This window comes from Mesorhizobium sp. RIZ17 (assembly GCF_051127865.1).
GTDB classification, from domain to species: Bacteria; Pseudomonadota; Alphaproteobacteria; order Rhizobiales; family Rhizobiaceae; genus Mesorhizobium; species Mesorhizobium humile.
Genome location: NZ_CP147861.1, coordinates 931086 through 950838, shown reverse-complemented (window position 1 = coordinate 950838; position 19753 = coordinate 931086). Strand labels below are relative to the sequence as shown.

Below are 19753 nucleotides of genomic sequence, written 5' to 3'. Positions count from 1 at the left end.
GCGGACCGGCGGGCCCCTGCTTCGAAATGGGCTTCAGCCCGCTTGGCGGCCCGAAGCGAGCCCTGGTCAATTGGAGGGAAGGCGATCCAATTGTCGTTGAATCGCATTCGCCCCGCTGACGTAGCTGCGCCAGCCGCCATATGCCGAGATGTCCGTCGCCGCCGCCAGGCCGGCGGTCTCTGCCAGGAAACCTTTCGCCGAGGTGCCGTCGTCAAGCTCGATGGTGCCGATGCCGAGCGGCGGCGGGATGGCCGCTACGAAACGGCCGAAGGCGTCGGCGCAGAGGCGCCAGACCTCGATCTCGATGGCGGCGCCGCCGCTGCCGACCCGGACAAGCCCGGGCTTGGGCGGCGTCTGGCCGGCGAGTTCATAGAGCTTATAGGCAGGGGCCGTCCGCGCCGACCTGCAGAAGCGCGCGCCGGCCTCCTTCAATTGGCCGTTGAGCGGCATTCCCGAAAGATGCGCGCCGACCACCACTAGTTCTATCGTGCCATCCTCGGCCGATGCGCCGACAGGCCGCGCGCTCGACTGCCGCCATCCGGTCGCGCCGAGGGTGAGGCCGCTCGCGGCATGCAGATCGCGCGCGACCGCCGCGACGAGACCGTCCCGCCCGGCTGCCGCAAGCAGGGTCACGCTCATCGGCAGGCCGTCGTCGCGCGTGCCGGCCGGCACGGCGATGCCACACATGTCGAGGAGATTGACGAAATTGGTATAGGTGCCGAGCCGGCTGTTGGTGGCGATCGGATCGGCAAGCACGGCATCGACGGTATAGTGGGTCGGCGCGGTCGGCACGCAGAACAGATCGACGGAAGCGATAACTGGAGCGAGGCGCGCCTTGTAGGCCTGCAAGGCATAGAGCCCGCGGAAGGCGTCGGCGGCCGACAGGCTCCTGGCGCCGCCGATGATCTTGCGCGTCACCGGATGGAGCGTGCCTTCATTCGCGTCGAAGAAATCGCGGATCGCGGCGTAGCGCTCAGCCACCCAGGCGCCTTCATAGAGGAGATCGGCGGTGGCGTAGAAGTCGCCGAACGGGATTTCGACAAGCCTGGCGCCGAGCGCCTCCAGGGCGGCGAGACCGGCCTCGAAACCGGCCTGCATCGACGCGTCGCCGAAGAACTTCAGGTCGGCCCTTGCCGGGATGCCGACGGTCAGCACCGGCGGGCGGGCTGCGAGGGGCAGAGCGGCGACCGCGCGCGAATAGGGATCGGCGGCATCGTGCGCCGCGGCGACCGAGAACACCGCATAGGCGTCGTCGACCGTCAACGCGAAGACCGAGACGCAGTCGAGTGTCCGGCAGGCCGGCACGACACCCGTCGTCGACAGCGCGCCGACCGTCGGCTTCAGCCCGACGATGTTGTTGAGGCCGGCCGGAATGCGCCCCGAGCCGGCGGTGTCGGTGCCGAGCGCGAAGCAAACGATGCCGCGCGCCGTCGCCACCGCCGAGCCGGAGGAGGAGCCGCCGGGCACCAGTTTCGGATCGATCGCATTCCTTGGGATCGGCCAGGGCGTGCGCGCCCCGACGAGGCCGGTGGCGAACTGGTCGAGATTGGTCTTGCCGACGACCAGGGCGCCCGCGGCCCTGAGCCGCGCCACGACCGTGGCTTCTCTGGCAGGCGCATAGGCAAATTCGGCGCAGGCGGCCGTGGTCGGCATGCCGACGACATCGATATTGTCCTTGACGGCGAAAGGTATGCCCCAGAGCGGCTTGGCCGCGGGATCGAACGGGCCGAGCGCTTCAGCCTGCGCCAGCAACTCCGTCCTCGTCGCCAGGTGGATGAAGATGCCGGGATCGCCGGCCGCCCCGATGCGGGCCAGCACCGTATCGATCACCTCGGCTATGTCGGTGCCGGCCCGGTAGGCCGCGTGCAGGCTGCCGATGTCGAAGCGGATGTCGCTCATTTCGTGTCCCCCAGAATGATCACCGGCAGGTCCCATTGAATCAGCACGACACAGCCTCCATCGGTCCACACCGAATGCTCGGTGCCGACCGGATTGAGGATCACGCTGCCCGCGGCATAGTTCCCGTTCTCGTCGCTCTGGATGCCGTCCAGCACGACGATGGTTTCCAGCCCGGCATGGCGATGGCGCGGCACGCCGGCACCCGGCTGATATTTGAGGACGGCGACCGATGGTTCGGCCGGCCCGCCCCTGAGAAGCCAGTGGACCGTGACGCCGTCGCGGAAAGGCTCGAACGCCAGATCGCGCCAGCCGCCGTCGGCGAGGCCAGCAAAGGCAAGATTAGGCATTCGCAATTCCCTCGAGCACCTGGTCGGCCGTCGCCGTCCAGCCGACGATCGCGCCCTGCGCCCTGATCATGGCAAGCGCGGCCGCCTTGAATTCGGGAAAGTAGCTCTCCGTCGCATCCTCGGCGACCAGGCATTCGTAGCCGCGGTCGTTGGCCTCGCGCATCGTCGTCTGCACGCAGACTTCGGTCGTCACGCCGGCGAAGACCAATTGGCGGACGCCGATCCGCTTCAGGTCGTCGCCGAGCCCGGTCGCGTAGAAGGCGCCCTTGCCGGGCTTCTCGATGACGATCTCGCCCGGCAACGGCGCGAGCTCGTCGAGGATCGCCGTGCCCGGCTCGCCCGCGATCAGCACGCGCCCCATCGGGCCGGCATCGCCGATGCGGATCGATGGATTGCCTCGGTCGCGCTTGGCTGGCGGCAGGTCGGAAAGGTCCGGCCTGTGGCATTCCATGGTGTGGATCACCGGCAGGCCGGCGGCGCGAAAACCCTCGATCAGCCGCTTGACCGTCGGCACGATCGCCGTGACCCGGCTGACATCGTTGCCAAGGCTGGCGCCGAAGCCTCCGGGTTCTGCGAAGTCGCGCTGCATGTCGATGACGATGAGCGCCGTCGTCTGCGGCTTGAAGGCAAAGGCGAAGGGCTGTGCTGCGATTTCCGCCATCAGTGGTGCCCCGCCATGTGCTCGCCGATGGCCTGCACGCTCGCCTGCCCGATCGGCGTCTCGTAGACGAGCGCGCCGTCGGACATGACCAGGATGCGGTCGGAGAGCTCCAGGAGCTCGTCGAGGTCTTCGGACATCAAAAGCACCGCGGCCCCCGCGTTGCGTGCCTTCATGATGCGGGCGCGGATTTCGGCGACTGCGGAGAAATCGAGGCCGAAGCAGGGGTTCGAGACGATGAGCAGGTCGACCTCGCCGGTTAGCTCGCGGGCGAGCACGGCGCGTTGCACATTGCCGCCCGACAGCGAGGCGATCGGCGAGGAGAGCGATGCCGTCTTGACCTTGAACTGCTCGACCAGGCGGGCGCTGAAGGACTTGATGGCGCCGGCGCTGATCCAGCTCACCGGCCTGCCGTTGCCGTCCACGTCGAAGGTGCGGAAGGCGATGTTCTCGGCGACCGTCATCCTCGGCGCGCAGGCATTCTTCAGCGGCTCCTCCGGGATGAGGCGGACATTGAGCGCACGCGCCTCGGCGCGCGTCGCCGCATAGGCGCTGCCGCGCACCATCACCTCGCCGCCATTGCGGGGGCGCTGCCCGGCCAGCACTTCGAGAAATTCCTTCTGGCCGTTGCCGGAAATGCCGGCGATGCCGACGATCTCGCCCGAACGCACGCCGAGATCCGCGATGTCGATCGACTTGAGGCCGGTGCGGTCCGGCGCCTTCAGCGCCTTCACCTTGAGAACGATCTCGGCGTCCGGCTTCGGCTCGGCGCGGCTGTCGAGCGCCGCGATCGGCTGGTCGCCGATCATCATCGCCGCCATCTCCCTGTGCGAGAGATCGGAGACCTTGCCGGTTCCGGTGAGCCTGCCCTTGCGCAGCACCGTGATGTCGTCGGCGAAGGCCATGACCTCGTGGAACTTGTGGGAGATCATCAGCACGGTGAGGTCGCCGGCCTTGGTCATGCCGCGCACAAGGCCAAGCACTTCCTGCGCCTCGCCCGGGGTGAGCACGGATGTCGGCTCGTCCAGCACCAGGAAATTGCGGCCGAGATAAAGCTGCTTGATGATCTCCAGCTTCTGCTTCTCGCCGGCGGCAAGCTCAGCCACCTTGACGTCGAGCGGCACTTTGAAAGGCATGCCGCTCATGAAGGCGGCCAGCGCGCCGCGTTCCTTGCGCCAGTCGATGACGCCCGGCACCTTCTCGCGCGAGATGACCAGGTTCTCGGCGCCGGTCAGCGACGGCACGAGCGTGAAATGTTGATAAACCATGCCGAGGCCGAGCGCCGAGGCATCCCTGGGGCTGGCGATCGCGACCTGGCGTCCGTCGACCAGCATGTCGCCCGACGTCGGGTGGTAGAAACCCATCATGCATTTGACGAGCGTCGACTTGCCGGCGCCATTCTCGCCGAGCAGGGCGTGGAAGGAGCCCGCCGGCACCTTGATGGAGACATCGTCCAGCGCCGTGAAGGCGCCGAAGCGCATGGTCATGCCGATGGTCTCGACGCCGATCGCCTTTCCGTGCGTTCCGCTCATCGCCGGCTCCTCACGGCAGTTGGGCGACGAGCGCGGCGGAATTCGACACCGCGCCGAACACGCCGCCCTGCATCTTGATCATCTTGATGGCCGCCAGATGGTTGCCGTGGTCGGTCGCCCCGCAGCAATCCTCCAGCATCACGCATTCGAAGCCGCGATCGTTGGCCTCGCGCATGGTGGTGTGCACGCACACATCGGTGGTGATGCCGGTGAGCACGATGTTTTCGATGCCGCGCTGGTTGAGGATCAGCTCGAGATCGGTGGCGCAGAAGGAGCCCTTGCCCGGCTTGTCGATGATCGGCTCGCCCTCGGCCGGATAAAGGTCGGGGATGATGTCCCAGCCCGGCTCGCCGCGCACCAGGATGCGCCCGCAAGGGCCGGGGTCGCCGATGCCGGCATTGATGCGGCGCGAGCGCCAGCGCTTGTTGGCAGGCAGGTCGGCAAGGTCGGGGCGATGGCCCTCGCGCGTGTGCATGACCGTGTAGCCCTTGGCGCGCATGGCCGACAGCACCGACTTGATCGGCTCGATCGGCGCGCGGACCAGCGACAGGTCATAGCCCATATGGTCGACATAGCCGCCCGATCCGCAGAAATCGGTCTGCATGTCGATGATGATCAGCGCCGTGTTGTCCGGCCGCAGATCGCCATTGTAGGGCCAGGGATAGGGATCGGCGTCGATGTAGCGCTGGGTGATCTCGGCTCTGGCGTTCATGGCAAGGACTCCGGTCTCGCGAGCGGTTCTGATGGAATGGTCACTTGGTGATGGACAGTTCGCCGGGCGCGCCGGCGAGCGTTCGGCTCGGCGACGAGGTGGCGATCATGATGACGAGGGTGAGGATGTAGGGCGCGGCGTAAAAGAGGTAGTAGCCTTGCGTGACGCCCACGGATTGTAGCGCCGGGCCGAGTGCCCCGGCGCCGCCGAACAGCAAGGCCGCCGCGAAGCAGCCAAGCGGGTTCCAGCGCGCGAAGATGACCAGCGCCACCGCCATCAGCCCCTGGCCGGACGAGATGCGCTCGGTCCAGCTGCCTGGATAGTAAAGCGACAGATAGGCGCCGCCGATGCCGGCCAGCGCGCCGCCGACGCCGGTGGCGAGCAGACGCACCGTGTTGGGGTTGAGCCCCATGGCGCGCGCGGCATCGGCGCTGTCGCCGACAACGCGCACGATCAGGCCGATGCGGGTGTTGCGGAAGGCCCACCAGAGGAACACGGCAAGCGCTGCGCCGATCAGGAACAGCACGTTGACGTTGAGCGCCGCCTGCACCTGGGGGATGTCGGACCAGGCGCCAAAGGGGATCGCCGGCAGGTCGGGCGCCGAGGGCTGGATGAAGGGCTTGCCGAAGAAGAAGGCCAGCCCGGTGCCGAACAGCATGAGGGCGATGCCGATGGCGATGTCGTTGACCTTCGGGAATTTGCAGATCCAGCCATGGAAGAGGCCGAAGCAGAGGCCGGCGACGGCCGCGGCCAGCAGGCCGGGCCAGGGCGAGCCGGTCATCACCGCGATCGCGTAGGCGCTCATGGCGCCGAACACAAGCGTGCCCTCGAGGCCGAGATTGATGCGGCCGGAGCGCTCGGTGATGGCTTCGCCGAGCGAGACGAAGATGAAGGGGGTGGAGACGCGGATGGCGCCGCCCAGCATGGCGAGCGGCACGCCCCATAGCCCGATGTCGGTCGTCTCCATCAGGGGTTCCTCCGCCAGAGATCGGGGTTGAAGAGCTTGAAGCGGCCGTAGAAGGTCTCGCTGAACAGGATGACGATGAAGAGCATGCCCTGCAGCACCAGAACGGTCGCGTCGGGCAGATCCATGCGGCGCTGTATGAGTCCGCCGGACGCGTCGATACCGCCAAGCAGGACGGCGACGGGGATGATGGCCAGCGGATTGTGGCGGGCAAGGAAGGCGACGAGGATGCCGGTGTAGCCGTAGCCTGCGGCAAGCGAGCCGTTGGCGCTGCCCTGCACGGCCGCGACCTCCAGCATGCCGGCGAGGCCGGCAAAGCCGCCGGCCAGAGCGGTGAAGCCGACGATCAGCGGCCCGACGGCCAATCCCTGCACCTGCGCCGCCCTGACATTGCCGCCTGCGATGCGGGCGGCGAAACCCCAGCGGGTCTTCTCGATCAGCAGCCAGGAGAGCACGCAGGCGAGGACGCCGACCACGAGGCCCCAATGCACTTCCATGCCCGGTATGTTGCCGACACGGTAGATGTCGGCGAGCGGCTGGGTCGAGGGCTTGTTGAGGGAGGCCGGGTCGCGCAGCGGCCCTTCCACGAGATGGTTCATCACGGCGATCGCGATGTAGGCCATCAGCAGGCTCGAGATGGTTTCGTTGACGGCGCGGTAATGACGGAGCGCGCCGACGGCACCTATCCAGATGCCGCCGGCGGCTGCGCCCCCCACGCCCATGAGAGGGATGACGAGAAAAGCCGGCGCGCCGTTCAATGCCACGCCGATGGCGGCCGCGGCGACGCCGCCCAGCACGATCGCGCCTTCGCCGCCGATGACCACCAGGCCGAGGCGCGCCGGCAGCGCCACGCAGAGCGCCGCCAGCAAGAGCGGCGCGCCGCGCGACAGCGAGTTCTGGATCGAGAACCAGGAGCCGAAGCCGCCCCGCCACATCGTCTCGTAGAGCTGGACCGGCGACTTGCCGACAGCCAGGATGAACAGGCTGAACAGCACCATGCCGGCGACCAGCGCCGCGAGCGGAATGACGAAGGCCTCGGCCCGCCTGGCGATCCATTCGAGCGCCGGCCGATATCCCCTCGCGTCGAGGATGGTCCGCACGTCCGGGCCGCTCACCGTCTCCGCCATCGTCCCGTCTCCCTCCAGCGGCTTGAAGCGCGTCGCGCTTTAGCTGTTGTTGGATGCGTGTGGCCCAAAACCGCCGCGCACTTTTGGGCGACTCGCATCGGTTCAGGCCGTTGAGCCGACGACGCCCTCGACGAGATAGTCCATGCTTTCGAGCTCGATGGCGGTCTCGGCGAAGGCCTGGCCCTCGGTCGCGACGACGGCGCCCTTGTTGTTCTTCAACGGTCCCTTGATGACGGAAAAGCCCCCCTTCATCATTTCGGCCAGCGTGGCGTCGAATTGCTTGCGCGCCGCTTCGCCGACGGCCGGGCCCAGCGGGCTCATCTTGACGAAGCCGTCGGCCAGTCCGCCGCGCGTGAAATTGGGCAGCGGCTTGCCGGCGATGAGGTCGTCGACGAACATCTTATAGACCTTGGCCCAGTTCCATTCCGCGCCGGTCAGGTATTTTTCCGGCGCCAGCGGGCTCTGGTTGGCGTGGTAGCCGCAGACGAAGGCGCCGCGTCCGGCGGTCGTCTCGACCGCCACCTTGGGGCTGTCGACATGGCAGGTGACGACATCGGCGCCCTGGTCGATCAGCGCATTGGTGGCCTCGGCCTCCTTGACCGCCAGCGACCACTCGCCGGTGAAGATCACCTGGCAGGTGATCGCCGGATCGACCGAGCGGGCGCCAAGCAGGAAGGAATTGATGTTGAGCAGGACCTGCGGGATCGGCTTGGCGGCGACGAAGCCGAGTTTCTTCGACTTGGTGGTGTGGCCGGCGACGACGCCGTTCAGGTACTGGCCCATGCCGATATAGCCGAAATAGGAACCGGCGTTCATCGGGTGCTTGTCCTTGTTCCACATGCCGCCGCAATGGCGGAACTGCACGTCGGGGAATTTGGCGCACATGGCCAGCATATGCGGATCGAAATAGCCGAAGGAGGTCGGGAAGATCAGCGAGGCGCCGTCGAGATTGATCATCGATTCCATCGTCTTCTGGACGTCGACCGTCTCGGGGACGTTCTCTTCCTCGACGATGGAGATGCCCTCGATGCCCTTCAGCGATGCAGCTCCTTCGGCATGCGCCTGGTTGTAGCCGTAGTCGTCCTTCGGACCGACATAGATGAAGCCCACGGTCGCGGCGGCGGCGCGCGCCGCGCGGATCGGAAAGGCTGCCGAAGCCAGACCGAGCGCCGCTCCGGCGGCGGAGGTCTTGAGCAGGTCGCGGCGGCTAAGCATGAATCGGTCGGTCATATCGAATGCTCCCCTTTCTTGGACCCGCTCGGGGTCGTTTGACGTGCTGTCAAGAAAGTGCATGCAATCGCCGTGCCAGTTCCATTTCGTGATTTTCCGTAATAAAATCAATGTATGACTTTAGAGCGCTTGCATAAACCAAAGGCAAGTGCATGCACTTTTTGCCTGAAAAATGCTCAGTTTGACATTGAGGTCAAAATCTAGGCATACAGGGATGCGGCCTTGAGTCGAAATAGCCCGTGGGCCGTCCACCTTGCGGGCCGTCCGCGATAAACTGGACGGGAGGAGACGTGTCGGGAAAGCGCAGCTTGGTCAGGTCGGGAACGACCGTGGATCAGATGGTGAGGGCGATCGCGGATCGCATCGTTACCGGCTATCTGCGCCCGGGCGAAAGGCTCGACGAGGCCTCGCTCGCGGCCCGCTTCGACGTTTCGCGCACGCCGGTCCGGGAGGCGCTCGGCCAGTTGAGCGCCATCGGGCTGGTCGAGAGGCGGCCCAACCGGGGCGCCATCGTCGCCGTGGTCACGCAGGAGCATCTGGCCTCGATGTTCGAGAGCATGGCCGAACTGGAGGCGATCTGCGCCCGCTTCTCCGCCGAGCGCATGACCGGAGCCGAGCGCCGCTCGCTGGAGAGCGAGCACCAGGCATCGGCGCGCATGGTGCAGCTCGGCGCCGAGGAGGACTACGAGTATTTCAACACCGAATTCCACAGCAGGCTTTATCGCGGCGCCCACAACACGCATATCCATGATCTGACCGTGGCGACCCGCAGCCGGCTGGCGCCGTTCCGGCGCGCGCAGTTCATGCTGCCCGGACGGCTGGCCAAATCCTGGCAGGAACACGACATGATCGTTACCGCGATCATGCGCGGCGACGCGGCGGCGGCCGGCAAGGCGGCCTGGGATCATGTCTCGATCGTCAGCGAGGCAAGCGCGGTGTTTGCGGCCGTCGACCCGGTGGAGTCGAGACTCACCCGATTCGCGCGTCGATGATCTCGACGAAGCGGGCGAAGAGACCGGCCTGCGACTTGATCTTCAGCTTGCGGTAGATGTTGCGGCGGTGGACCTTCACCGTCCCCGGCACGATCCTGAGTGCCCTGGCGATCGATTCCGTGGAATGGCCCTGCAGCACCAGGTCGACCACCTGTTTTTCGCGCGAGGTTAGCGACAGGCTCTTCCAGATATGGGCTCGGTCGAGCTCGTTGGTCATGGCGATGGTTTCACCCGCCGGCGGCAGCGCGACCTGTTCGGCGGGCAAAGACGGCCAGCGCTGCTTGCAGAAGCCGATCACCGCCGGCGCCATGTCGCGCAGCAGCCTGGCGTCCGCCGTCCCGAAGGGCCCGGTGGCGCGCAACCGCATCAGCGAGAGCACCAGCGCGTCCTTGCCGGCCAGCGGCACGAAGAAGCCGACCTCCTCGGCGAGCCGGGTCTGGCTGTAGTAGGAGCGGTAGTATTCGCTGGCATAGAAGCGGTCCGGGGCAAGCTCGCGCATGCGCCAGAAACCCTCCTTGCGCTCGACCGCGGCATGGTGGAACGGGTCGAGCAGATAGGGGCCTTCCTGATAGAGCGCGACGAAGATGTGGCTTTCCGCCGGCGAGAAGGTCTCGAACAGAAGCGGCGGCCGCGCAGCACCCCGATAGCCGAAGATCACGCAGTGGTCGAAGCGGACATGTCCGCTGAGCCAACCGACGATCGCCTTGCCGAAATGGTCGCCGCCAGTCTCGCGCGAAGCGGCGATCACGGCAGCCAAGGCGTTGTAGTCGTCACTGCGGGAGGCGGCCAATTCATACCCCTCTGAACGATAAAATCAGCTAAATATACCACCCGCGAGGTATATACTAGGTGCTATTGGCTCTGCTAGCGTCACCACATTGCCTCACGCTGTCGCTGGAGCCCGTGGCTTGACTGCAGTGCCCGATATCGAATTTCGCGCGGTCACCAAGCGCTACGGCGCGGTCACCGCAGTCAGCGGCATCGACCTTGCCATCCCGCCTTCCGCCTTCGTCGCGCTGCTTGGCCCCTCCGGCTGCGGCAAGACGACTTGCCTGCGCATGATCGGCGGCTTCGAGCAGCCCAGCGAAGGCCAGGTGCTGATCCGCGGCCGCGACATGGCCGGCACGCCGCCATACCGGCGGCCGGTCAACATGGTGTTCCAGCAATATGCGCTGTTCCCGCATCTCGATGTCGAGGAGAACATCTCCTACGGGCTGCGCCAGGCGAGGCCGCGGCTGTCGTCGCGCGAGATCAGCCACAGGGCAGGCGAGGCGCTGGCCATGGTGCAGCTCGCCGGCTACGGCCGCCGCAAGATCCACGAGCTTTCGGGCGGCCAGCAGCAGCGCGTGGCGCTCGCCCGCGCGTTGGTCAACAAGCCGGCGGTGCTTCTGCTCGACGAGCCGCTGGCCGCGCTCGACAAGAAGCTGCGCACCGACATGCAGATCGAGCTGCAGAACCTGCAGCGCGAGATCGGCATCACCTTCGTGCTGGTCACCCACGACCAGGAGGAGGCGCTGTCGATGAGCGACTTCGTCTGCGTCATGAATGGCGGCCGCGTCGTTCAGCTTGGACAGCCGAGCGAGATCTATGACGAGCCGGCCGATCTGTTCGTTGCCGACTTCGTCGGCAAGACCAATCTGTTGAGCGGCGAGGTGGCCGGCCTTTCGGGCGATCTGGTCGATGTCGCGCTTGCCGACGGCACGGTGATTTCCGCGCGTAAGCGGCTGCCGCTCAGCCGGGGCGAGGCCGTATCCGTCAGCCTGCGCCCGGAATCGCTCAGCCTCTCGGCGCCCGGAGGCGGCAGCCTGAAAGGCATCGTCCGCAACCGCATCTTCCTGGGCTCGACGGCCGAATACGCCATCGAGGTCCAGGGCATCGGATCTCTGCTCGCCAAGGCCGACCACGTGATCGGCCAGGGCAACCTCTTCAAGCCGGGCGAACCCGTCGCCATCGGCTTTGCCGCCGGAGCGCCGCTGGCGTTTCCGCACGCCAAGAACAACGGGACCAACCAGAGGGAAGACCAAAATGCCGAAATCCTATCGTGACGGACTGCCGATAAGCCCCGATAAATTCGTCGACCAATTGATGCGCCTGAAGCGCGGCTCGATCAGCCGGCGCGACTTCCTCGGCCTCACCGGCCTCGGCGTAGCGACCGCGGTGATGGCGCGCGAGCTCGGCATCATGCCGACGCCGGCCTTCGCCGCCGAGAATCTCGGCGACCGCATGTCGATCGCCACCTGGCCGAACTATCACGATCCACAAACCTTCGAGAACTTCAAGGCCGATACGGGCGTCGCCGTCGAGGTCAACGTCTTCGGATCGAACGAGGAGATGCTGGCCAAGCTGCAGGCCGGCGGCTCGGGCTGGAGCCTGTTCGTGCCGACCAACTACACCATCTCGACCTACAAGAAGCTCGGCATCATCGAGCCGCTGGACATGGCCAAGCTCGGCAATTTCGACGGCAAGTCGGAAGACGCGCGCTTCACCGCGGAAGGCACGATCGATGGCACGATCTACGCGGTGCCAAAGAACTGGGGCACGACCGGCTTCGCGGTCAACACCAAGAAGCTCAGCAAGCCGATGTCGAGCTGGAAGGAGTTCTGGGACACCGCCATGGCCGAAGGCGACGGCCGCACCATGGTGCACGACTACCAGCTGACCACGATCGGCAACGCGCTGAAATATTACGGCTACTCGTTCAACTCGCTGAAGCAGGACGAGCTCGCCAAGGCCGAGGAGCTGCTGCTCAAGGTCAAGCCGCATCTGTTCGCCGTGTCGAGCGACTACCAGCCGGGAATGCGCGCCGGCGACGCCTGGATGACGATGTGCTGGACCAATGACGGGGCTCAACTCCATCGCGACATTCCCGATATCGCCTATGTGCTCGGCAAGGAGGGCGGCGAGATCTGGACCGACTTCTACGCCATCCCGAAGGACGCGCCGAACAAGCCGGCCGGCTACGCGCTGCTCAATTACCTGATGAACCCGAAGGTGGCGGTGAAGGAGCATCTGGCCAATGGCGCGCCCTCGACCGATGCGCGGGTCAACGCGCTGCTGCCCAAGGAAGTGCTCGACAACCCCATCCTCTATCCGGCGGCCGACCTGTTGAAGCCGCTGGAATTCGGCGCCGCCGCGACGCTGACCGATCCGGGCCGCGCCGAGCTGATGGCGCGCTTCAAGTCGGCTTGAGCGAGACCAGCAACAAACCCGACCAAGACAATGCGGCCGGCGGACGAAAGTCCGCCGGCTCCCAACCGGCTTTCCCGATGCGCGGCAGTCTCTTTCGCAAAAATCTCGTGACGGCGCTGCTGCTCGCCCCGGCGGCGCTGTGGCTGGTCGTCTTCCTGGTGCTGCCCTTCGTCGCCATCGCCATTTTCAGCGTCGGCGAGCGGGCGCCGGAGGGCGGCTATCAGGCCGCGCTGACCTTTGCGCAATACGCCAATCTGCCGGCGCGGGCGACCGCCTTCTGGAACACGATGGTGCTGGCGCCGATCGGCGCGCTGGCCTGCCTGCTCGTCGCCTATCCCGTCGCCTACTACCTGGCGCTGCGCGCGCCGCCGCGCTGGCGGCTGATCCTGCTCGCGCTGATCGTCATCCCGTTCTGGACCAGCCTTCTGATGCGCACCTATGCCTGGATGTATATCCTCGGCGGGCGCGGCATCCCGGCTTTGCTCGCCTATGCCGGCATCGAGGATCTCAGATTGATCAACACGCCGGGGGCGGTGCTGCTCGGCATCGTCTACGGCTACCTGCCGCTGATGATCCTGCCGATCTATGTCAGCCTGGAGCGGCTCGACCGCCGGCTGCTTGAGGCTTCCGCCGATCTGGGCGCAACGCCGCTGTCGACCTTCCTCGGCGTGACGCTGCGGCTGTCGCTGCCCGGGGTGATGACCGGCTTCTCGCTGGTGATGATCCTGCTGCTCGGGGAATATCTGATCCCGACGCTGCTTGGCGGCGGCAAGGTGTTCTTCATCGGCAACGCGCTGGTCGATCTCTTCCTGCAGTCGCGCAACTGGCCGTTCGGATCGGCCATCGCCATCACATTGGTGCTGGTCTCGGTCGTGGTGCTGATCGTCGCCAACCGCGTCTCGACCCGGCTTTCGGGCGCACGCCGGGTGGACCTGATCTGATGCGCGCCTTCGTCGTCGCCGTCTTTGCCTTCCTCTATCTGCCGATCGCGCTGGTCGTGCTGTTCTCCTTCAATGCCGGCCACCATGCCAGCGAGTTCACCGGCTTCTCGGTGCAATGGTACGGCAAGGCGCTGTCCAATCCGTTCCTGGTGGAAGCGCTGAAGAACAGCCTGTTCATCGCCACGACCAGCGCGCTGCTCGCGGCCTTCTGCGGCACGGCCGCTGCGCTCGGGCTGCAGCGCGTCGGCGCGCGCACGCGGGCGCTGTTCGACGCTCTGCTGGGCGCGGCAATCGTGGTTCCTGGCGTCGTCATCGGCATTTCGACGCTGGTGGCGCTGGTGCAGCTCTTTGCCGTCGTCAACCCGTTCCTCGCTTCGCTGTGGCCAACAGACCAGCCGCCACGGCTTTCGCTCGGCTACGGTTCGATCATCGCGGCGCACGGCCTGTTTTCGATGGCGCTGGTGACGATGATCGTCGGCACGCGGCTGAGCAGCCTCGACCGCAACCTCGTCGAGGCCTCGAGCGATCTTTACGCCACGCCGCTGACGACGTTCCGCTCGATCGTGCTGCCGCAGATCATGCCGGCGGTGATCGCGGGCTTCCTGCTCGCCTTCACCTTCTCCTTCGACGATTTCATCATCGCCTTCTTCGTCGCCGGCGCGCAGACCACACTGCCGATCTACGTCTTCGCCTCGATCCGGCGCGGCGTCACGCCCGAAATCAACGCCATCGCGACGATCGTGCTCTGCGCGTCGGTTCTGCTTGTGCTTCTCGCCCAATGGCAGCTCGGGCGCCGGAAGCCATCTCCTTGAAAGACAGATTCATGATCCTGAAAGACCGTATCGCCGTGGTGACGGGCGCCGGGTCGGGCATAGGGCGCGCCGGGGCCATGATCATGGCCAGGGAAGGGGCGCATGTGGTCATCGCCGACCGCGATCCTGCGGCTGGCGAAGCCGCGGCCTCCGACATCCGCGAAGCCGGCGGCCGCGCCGAGGCCGTCGCCACCGATGTCGGCAACGACACGGCGGTCGAGGATCTGATCGAGGGAACGCTCGGCAGGCATGGCCGGATCGACATCCTGCACAGCCATGCCGGCATCCAGGTCGGCGGCACTCTGACGGAAGTGGGCACGGACGGCATGGATGCCTCCTGGCGCATCAATGTGCGGGCGCAGTTCCTGGCGGCGAAGACCGTGATGCCTTCGATGATCGCGCAGGGCGGCGGTGTCATCCTCAACACGGCGTCCAATTCCGGCGTCTTCTACGATCGCGAGATGATCGCCTATGCCACGTCCAAGCATGCCGTGGTGGCGATGACCCGGCAGATGTCCCTCGACTACGCCAGGCACAATGTGCGCATCAACGCGCTCTGCCCGGGCTGGGTCGACACGCCGTTCAACGAGCCGTTCATCACCCAGATGGGCGGGCGCGACGCGATCGAAAACTATGTCCGCACCAAGATCCCGATGGGGCGCTGGGCGAGCGCGGAGGAGATCGCCGAAGCCATTCTTTTCCTGGTCTCCGACCGCTCGTCTTTCATGACCGGGCAGGCGCTGGTGATCGATGGCGGAGAGAGCATCGGCTGATCTGGTCCAGCAGAGCGGGCTTGCGCCGGCGGCGATGATCGGTCAAACCATAACTCCATCTTAGTGGGACCCGTCATGCAAGCTGCAAAACAGCAATACCGCGCCAGGCATTCGGTTGCCGACGGTATTTCGTTTGCGCGCGCGGGGTATCGCTGATCATGCGCTGCTGCCGCTTCGAGAATCTGCAGCGCGCGGAGGAGACGAAAGTCGGCTCGCATGTCGTTCGCGACGGCTGGACCGAAGGGGTGTGAGGCGTGCTCCACCCGGCCCTTGAGCCGGCCATCAGGCGGGCGTCCGTTCTCGGATAACGCAGCTTAGATAACGCCCTACCCGGAACGGACATGCCCGCCGAAGCGATTTCTCCTTCGTACGGACATGACCAATGCCTGACAATCAAGACTCCTCATTCGCCGGCGCGGACAAGCAAAGCTGGCTGAAAACGCATGCGATCAGCGAGGTCGAGTGCCTCGTGCCCGACGTCAACGGCGTGCTGCGCGGCAAGACACTGCCGGCGGCCAAATTCCTCAAGTCGCTCGAGGACCGCGCGCTCTATCTGCCGAGCAGCGCCTTCCTGGTGGCGATCGACGGCCGCTATTCCGGTTCCATAGACGAGGGTTTTGCCTATTCGGACCCGGACATGCGCATGGTGCCGGACATTTCCACGCTGTGCGTGGCGCCCGGCAGCGCCGGCAGGGCCTATGTTTTCGCCGACGCCTTCCACATGGACGACCGGCCCTGGATAGCTTCGCCGCGCCATGTGCTGCGGGCGGTGCTCGACCTCTATCGCAAGCGCGGCTGGCGCGCGGTGATGGCGCCGGAAGTCGAATTCTATCTGACCGCGCCCAACCCCGATCCGGACCGGCCGCTGACCGCGCCGGTCGGGCGCAACGGCCGTCCGGAAAGCGTGCAGCATCCCTACGATATGCAAGCGCTTGAGGAGTTCGAAGCGGTGACGCGACGCCTCTACGAGCATGCCGCCACCGCCGGTCTGCCGCTCGACACACTGATCCACGAATCCGGAACGGCGCAGCTCGAGATCAATCTCCTGCATGGCGATCCGCTCGCGCTTGCCGACAAGGTGCTGCTGTTCAAGCGCCTGGCGCGGCAGATCGCGCAGGCGAATGGCATGCACGCCACCTTCATGGCCAAGCCGATCGCCGCACAGGCCGGCAGCTCGATGCATCTGCACATGTCGATCGTCGATGAGGCGGGCGAGCCTTTGTTTGCCGGCAAAGATGGCGAGGACACCGGGATGTTCGCGCATTTCATCGGCGGCCTGCAGAAATACATCCCCGAAATCATGCCGCTGTTTGCGCCTAACGTGAATTCCTACCGGCGCATCCGGCCAAACCACAGCGCCCCGGCCAACATCGAGTGGTCGCACGACAACCGCTCCTGCGGACTGCGCGTGCCGATGGGCGGGCGCGCCGCACGCCGCATCGAGAACCGGCTGCCCGGAGCGGACGCCAATCCTTACCTTGCCATGGCCGGCTCGCTGATCGCCGGCTATCTCGGTATCGAGGAGAAGCTTGCGCGCTCGCCGGAAGCCTTCGGCAATGCCTATAAAAGCAACAGCACACTGCCAAAGACGATGGAGGAAGCGCTCGACCGCTTCGCCGCCTGCGAGCCCGTGCGGGCGCTGCTCGGCGAGGATTTCTTCCAGACCTATCTGCGCGTGAAGAGCGTCGAGCTCGACCTGTTCCAGAGCGTCGTGACGTCCTGGGAACGCGACCATCTGCTGCTCAAGGTGTGACCGTGGCTTCGCGTTCGACAGGTTTCAATTCCGGTCTCGATATCGGCAAATCCTATTATGTCGCCACCGCCAACCCGGCGCCTGACCATCCGGCTCTGGCCGGCGATGTCGAGGCCGACCTGGTGGTGGTCGGCGGCGGTTGCACAGGTCTGTCCGCGGCGCTGCATGCGGCCGAGCGTGGCCTCAAGGTGGTGCTGCTCGAAGGCGGCAAGATCGGCTGGGGCGCCTCGGGCCGCAATGGCGGCCAGATGATCCCCGGCCTGCGCAAGGGCGCCAGGGGGCTGGTCAAGACGTTCGGTCCGGAGCGGGCAAAGGCGCTGTTCGACCTCGCCTTCGAGGCGCGCGGGCTGGTCCTCGACATCATCGAGCGTCACGGCATCGAATGCGATTTCCGCCAGACCGGCCATCTGGTCGGCGCGGTCAGCGCTTCGGATGTGCGCGACTTCGAGGACGAGGCCGGGTGCCTCGCCAAGGTGATGAACTTCACCGATGTCGAGATCCTGTCGGCTTCGCAGGCGCGGCAAAAGGTGGACACGCCCTATCAAGGCGCGGTCTTCGAGCCGCTCGGCGGCCACATGCATCCGCTGAACTACACGCTTGGGCTTGCCCGCGCCGCTTCCGCCGCAGGCGTCACCATCCATGAGAACTCGGTGGCCGTCCGGCTGGAGCGCGAGCCGTCCATCCGGGTGTTCACCGACAAGGGCTCGGTCCGCGCCAGGCACGTGGTGCTTGCTGGCGATGCGCTGCTCCAGGGATTGGAGCCGCGCGTCAACAGCCGCATCATGCCGGTCGGCAACTATATCGTTGCCACCGAGCCTTTGGGCGAACGCAATGTCATCCCGGCGAATGTCGCCGTCTCGGACACGCTGTTCGTCGTCAACTACTACCGCATGTCGGCGGACGGACGCCTGCTGTTCGGGGGCGGCGAGCGCTACACGCCGTCGCCGCCGGCCGACATAGCGGGCTTCGTGCGGCCGCACATGGAAAAGACCTTCCCGCAGCTCAAGGGCTGCCGCATCGATCATGCCTGGGGCGGTCTGGTGTCGGTCACCACGTCGCGCCTGCCGCATGTCGGGCACTATGGCGAGGTCTATTTCGCGCATGGCTATTCCGGCAAGGGCGTCATCCTGTCGACGCTGTCCGGCAAGCTGTTGGCCGAAGCGATCACGGGCGATGCCTCGCGGCTCGATTTGTTCTCGACGCTGACGCCGCTGCCGTTCCCGGGCGGTACGGCGTTGCGCGGCCCGCTCTATGTGCTGGGCATGCTGTGGTACGCCATGCGCGATCGGTTGCGGCACTAGGGTCTGTTGATATTCAGGTGAGCCCGGCCTGCAAATGGCGGCTTCCTCCGCTTCCGGTGCTCACGTACTTTAAGTACGCTCCGCTCCGGTTCTCAGAAACCACCATTTTCGACTCGGCCTGACCTGAATCTCAATAGACCCCGGGCTGGCTTTCCCGTTCCCGGCGTGGCTAATGTCCTGGCGCCGGGAGGGAAATCCGCGGGAAGGAAGAGCGATGAACATCGAGCCTGACCGGCTGACGAAGAAAGAACGCCATGAGCTGATCCTGTCGGAGGTGCGGCGCTCGGCCTCGATCCGCATCTCGAAGCTTGCCCGCCGCATCGGGGTCGCCGGCGAGACCATCCGCCGCGACCTGATCGAGCTCGGCGAGGCAGGGCTCATCAACCGCACCTATGGCGGCGCCACGATTTCGCTGGTGACGTCGGAACCGGTGATTGCCGAACGTGGCCTCACCATGGTCGAGGAGCGGGCCCGCGTCGGACGGGGTGCGGCCGGACTGATCGAGAAAGGCAGCATCGTGATGATCGACGGCGGATCGACCACCTACGAGGTGGCGCGCAGCCTCTCGCAGCTCGGCCGGGACCTGACGATCATCACCAACTCCATCGGCGTTGCCTCAGTGGCCGGCACCAATCCCGGTTTCCGCGTCATCCTTTGCCCCGGCACCTATGACAGCCGCGAGGCCGCGGTGCTCGGCGAGGACACTGTGGAATTCGTGCGGCGCTACAATGCCGATATCGCCATCATCGGCGCGTCGGCACTGAACGCGGAGGGACCGAGCGACATGATCTCGGGCGCCGCGGCGGTGAAACGCGCGATGATGGGGCGATCGCTGTCGACGATGCTGGTCGTCACCAACGACAAGTTCGGCCGCAGCGGCCTCGAACGCGTCTGCGCGCTGAACGAGATTTCCGATGTCGTCACCGACAGCGAGCCGGCAGCGGCGCTGCGCGCCGCGATCGACGAAGCGGGCGGCGAGCTGCACGTCTTTGCCGAATAATTCTCCGGCTAAGCGTCACGATTGGTCAGCGCGATGTGACAGCAGCCGGAGCCGTGGCCTGGCGTCCAGGTGACATTGGCAAAGCGCACGCCGGTCGCCTCGAACAGGCCACGGTCGAAGGCGCCGGCGATGCGGCAGAGCGTGGCGAGTTTCTCCTCGCCGACGCCGGCCTCGACCCAGGCATCCTTCAGCGGGCAGCGCTTCACCTTGAAGGCGATGCGGTCCTGGCCTCGCTCGATGTCGGCGGGGTACATGCGCCCGCCATCCGGACTGACGGCGAGGAATGCTTCACCGATCGCCGGCGCGTCATTGGGGCCGAAGCCGGCGAAGGCCGCGGCCGCGACTTCCTGGCCGCGCTTCTCGATGCTGCGGATCATCACCGCCTCGGCCTTCTCGGCGCCGAGCTCGGCGGTCAGCTCGTCGAGAAAGAGGCGGTAGAGGTCGGCGCGGTTGCGGAAGGCCAAGTCGAGCTCACGCGACAGTTTCTCGGCTCTGGCTGCTTCGGGATCGGTCATGGCGTGTC

General features: G+C 66.1%; 19 protein-coding genes. 9 read left to right on the top strand and 10 right to left on the bottom strand.

The features are described 5' to 3' along the window. Nucleotides 1-66: 66 nt before the first annotated feature. From atzF to WDX12_RS04635, 8 genes are all read right to left on the bottom strand, one after another. Nucleotides 67-1899 carry an allophanate hydrolase gene (gene atzF / locus WDX12_RS04670; RefSeq protein ID WP_434724100.1) on the bottom strand — a complete coding sequence of 611 codons (1833 nt, stop codon included), beginning with the start codon at nt 1897-1899 and terminating at the stop codon, nt 67-69. Beyond that, a complete protein-coding gene (locus WDX12_RS04665) occupies nt 1896-2246 on the bottom strand; it encodes a cupin domain-containing protein (RefSeq protein ID WP_434724099.1) in 351 nt (116 codons plus the stop codon). Before WDX12_RS04665 ends, atzF begins: the two co-directional genes overlap by 4 nt. Further along, nucleotides 2239-2907 carry a cysteine hydrolase family protein gene (locus WDX12_RS04660; RefSeq protein WP_434724098.1) on the bottom strand — a complete coding sequence of 223 codons (669 nt, stop codon included), beginning with the start codon at nt 2905-2907 and terminating at the stop codon, nt 2239-2241. The genes WDX12_RS04665 and WDX12_RS04660 overlap by 8 nt, the downstream gene beginning before the upstream one ends. Then, nucleotides 2907-4436, bottom strand: coding sequence for an ABC transporter ATP-binding protein (locus WDX12_RS04655; protein WP_434724097.1), 1530 nt, complete (start codon nt 4434-4436; stop codon nt 2907-2909). The genes WDX12_RS04660 and WDX12_RS04655 overlap by 1 nt, the downstream gene beginning before the upstream one ends. Before the next feature lie 10 nt (nt 4437-4446). Then, nucleotides 4447-5148: a biuret amidohydrolase gene (gene biuH / locus WDX12_RS04650; protein WP_434724096.1), complete on the bottom strand. Its 702-nt coding sequence runs from the start codon at nt 5146-5148 to the stop codon at nt 4447-4449. A 40-nt stretch (nt 5149-5188) separates the two neighbouring features. After that, a complete protein-coding gene (locus tag WDX12_RS04645) occupies nt 5189-6115 on the bottom strand; it encodes an ABC transporter permease (RefSeq protein ID WP_434724095.1) in 927 nt (308 codons plus the stop codon). Continuing rightward, nucleotides 6115-7239: an ABC transporter permease gene (locus WDX12_RS04640; protein ID WP_434724094.1), complete on the bottom strand. Its 1125-nt coding sequence runs from the start codon at nt 7237-7239 to the stop codon at nt 6115-6117. Before WDX12_RS04640 ends, WDX12_RS04645 begins: the two co-directional genes overlap by 1 nt. A gap of 102 nt (nt 7240-7341) precedes the next feature. Next, the gene (locus WDX12_RS04635) at nt 7342-8469 is read right to left on the bottom strand and encodes a BMP family ABC transporter substrate-binding protein (protein WP_434724093.1); all 1128 of its coding nucleotides are present in this window, start codon (nt 8467-8469) and stop codon (nt 7342-7344) included. A 338-nt stretch (nt 8470-8807) separates the two neighbouring features. Here WDX12_RS04635 and WDX12_RS04630 point away from each other — a divergent pair, with 338 nt between their 5' ends. Then, nucleotides 8808-9461 carry a GntR family transcriptional regulator gene (locus WDX12_RS04630; RefSeq protein ID WP_434725774.1) on the top strand — a complete coding sequence of 218 codons (654 nt, stop codon included), beginning with the start codon at nt 8808-8810 and terminating at the stop codon, nt 9459-9461. On the opposite strand, the gene WDX12_RS04625 is transcribed toward WDX12_RS04630, so the two are convergent. Continuing rightward, nucleotides 9439-10251: a LuxR C-terminal-related transcriptional regulator gene (locus WDX12_RS04625; protein ID WP_434724092.1), complete on the bottom strand. Its 813-nt coding sequence runs from the start codon at nt 10249-10251 to the stop codon at nt 9439-9441. The two genes, WDX12_RS04630 and WDX12_RS04625, sit on opposite strands and share 23 nt — an antisense overlap. Before the next feature lie 118 nt (nt 10252-10369). Between WDX12_RS04625 and WDX12_RS04620 the strand changes: the two genes are divergently transcribed. From WDX12_RS04620 to WDX12_RS04585, 8 genes are all read left to right on the top strand, one after another. Next, nucleotides 10370-11506 carry an ABC transporter ATP-binding protein gene (locus tag WDX12_RS04620; protein WP_434724091.1) on the top strand — a complete coding sequence of 379 codons (1137 nt, stop codon included), beginning with the start codon at nt 10370-10372 and terminating at the stop codon, nt 11504-11506. Then, the gene (locus WDX12_RS04615; RefSeq protein WP_434724090.1) at nt 11487-12650 is read left to right on the top strand and encodes an ABC transporter substrate-binding protein; all 1164 of its coding nucleotides are present in this window, start codon (nt 11487-11489) and stop codon (nt 12648-12650) included. Before WDX12_RS04620 ends, WDX12_RS04615 begins: the two co-directional genes overlap by 20 nt. A 77-nt stretch (nt 12651-12727) precedes the next feature. After that, complete coding sequence (locus tag WDX12_RS04610) at nt 12728-13591, top strand: ABC transporter permease (RefSeq protein ID WP_434724089.1); 864 nt, start codon at nt 12728-12730, stop codon at nt 13589-13591. Beyond that, nucleotides 13591-14403 carry an ABC transporter permease gene (locus WDX12_RS04605; RefSeq protein ID WP_041010367.1) on the top strand — a complete coding sequence of 271 codons (813 nt, stop codon included), beginning with the start codon at nt 13591-13593 and terminating at the stop codon, nt 14401-14403. Before WDX12_RS04610 ends, WDX12_RS04605 begins: the two co-directional genes overlap by 1 nt. A gap of 11 nt (nt 14404-14414) precedes the next feature. Continuing rightward, nucleotides 14415-15176: an SDR family NAD(P)-dependent oxidoreductase gene (locus tag WDX12_RS04600; RefSeq protein WP_434725773.1), complete on the top strand. Its 762-nt coding sequence runs from the start codon at nt 14415-14417 to the stop codon at nt 15174-15176. Nucleotides 15177-15558: 382 nt separating this feature from the next. After that, on the top strand, nt 15559-16929 hold the full coding sequence (locus WDX12_RS04595; RefSeq protein ID WP_434724088.1) for a glutamine synthetase family protein: 1371 nt from the start codon (nt 15559-15561) through the stop codon (nt 16927-16929). Nucleotides 16930-16931: 2 nt separating this feature from the next. Then, complete coding sequence (locus WDX12_RS04590) at nt 16932-18230, top strand: NAD(P)/FAD-dependent oxidoreductase (protein ID WP_434724087.1); 1299 nt, start codon at nt 16932-16934, stop codon at nt 18228-18230. 214 nt (nt 18231-18444) lie between these two features. Beyond that, the gene (locus tag WDX12_RS04585) at nt 18445-19230 is read left to right on the top strand and encodes a DeoR/GlpR family DNA-binding transcription regulator (RefSeq protein ID WP_434724086.1); all 786 of its coding nucleotides are present in this window, start codon (nt 18445-18447) and stop codon (nt 19228-19230) included. An 8-nt stretch (nt 19231-19238) separates the two neighbouring features. Here WDX12_RS04585 and WDX12_RS04580 read toward each other — a convergent pair whose 3' ends face one another. Further along, nucleotides 19239-19745 (bottom strand): L-2-amino-thiazoline-4-carboxylic acid hydrolase, encoded by a 507-nt coding sequence (locus tag WDX12_RS04580; protein WP_434724085.1) that lies wholly within the window; start codon nt 19743-19745, stop codon nt 19239-19241. Between the last annotated feature and the right edge of the window lie 8 nt (nt 19746-19753).

Bases quoted from the DNA above. Each gene is read 5' to 3' on its own strand.
- atzF (WP_434724100.1), bottom strand. From the start codon at position 1,899: ATGAGCGACATCCGCTTCGACATCGGCAGCCTGCACGCGGCCTACCGG.
- WDX12_RS04665 (WP_434724099.1), bottom strand. From the start codon at position 2,246: ATGCCTAATCTTGCCTTTGCTGGCCTCGCCGACGGCGGCTGGCGCGAT.
- WDX12_RS04660 (WP_434724098.1), bottom strand. From the start codon at position 2,907: ATGGCGGAAATCGCAGCACAGCCCTTCGCCTTTGCCTTCAAGCCGCAG.
- WDX12_RS04655 (WP_434724097.1), bottom strand. From the start codon at position 4,436: ATGAGCGGAACGCACGGAAAGGCGATCGGCGTCGAGACCATCGGCATG.
- biuH (WP_434724096.1), bottom strand. From the start codon at position 5,148: ATGAACGCCAGAGCCGAGATCACCCAGCGCTACATCGACGCCGATCCC.
- WDX12_RS04645 (WP_434724095.1), bottom strand. From the start codon at position 6,115: ATGGAGACGACCGACATCGGGCTATGGGGCGTGCCGCTCGCCATGCTG.
- WDX12_RS04640 (WP_434724094.1), bottom strand. From the start codon at position 7,239: ATGGCGGAGACGGTGAGCGGCCCGGACGTGCGGACCATCCTCGACGCG.
- WDX12_RS04635 (WP_434724093.1), bottom strand. From the start codon at position 8,469: ATGACCGACCGATTCATGCTTAGCCGCCGCGACCTGCTCAAGACCTCC.
- WDX12_RS04630 (WP_434725774.1), top strand. From the start codon at position 8,808: ATGGTGAGGGCGATCGCGGATCGCATCGTTACCGGCTATCTGCGCCCG.
- WDX12_RS04615 (WP_434724090.1), top strand. From the start codon at position 11,487: ATGCCGAAATCCTATCGTGACGGACTGCCGATAAGCCCCGATAAATTC.
- WDX12_RS04610 (WP_434724089.1), top strand. From the start codon at position 12,728: ATGCGCGGCAGTCTCTTTCGCAAAAATCTCGTGACGGCGCTGCTGCTC.
- WDX12_RS04605 (WP_041010367.1), top strand. From the start codon at position 13,591: ATGCGCGCCTTCGTCGTCGCCGTCTTTGCCTTCCTCTATCTGCCGATC.
- WDX12_RS04600 (WP_434725773.1), top strand. From the start codon at position 14,415: ATGATCCTGAAAGACCGTATCGCCGTGGTGACGGGCGCCGGGTCGGGC.
- WDX12_RS04595 (WP_434724088.1), top strand. From the start codon at position 15,559: ATGCCTGACAATCAAGACTCCTCATTCGCCGGCGCGGACAAGCAAAGC.
- WDX12_RS04585 (WP_434724086.1), top strand. From the start codon at position 18,445: ATGAACATCGAGCCTGACCGGCTGACGAAGAAAGAACGCCATGAGCTG.
- WDX12_RS04580 (WP_434724085.1), bottom strand. From the start codon at position 19,745: ATGACCGATCCCGAAGCAGCCAGAGCCGAGAAACTGTCGCGTGAGCTC.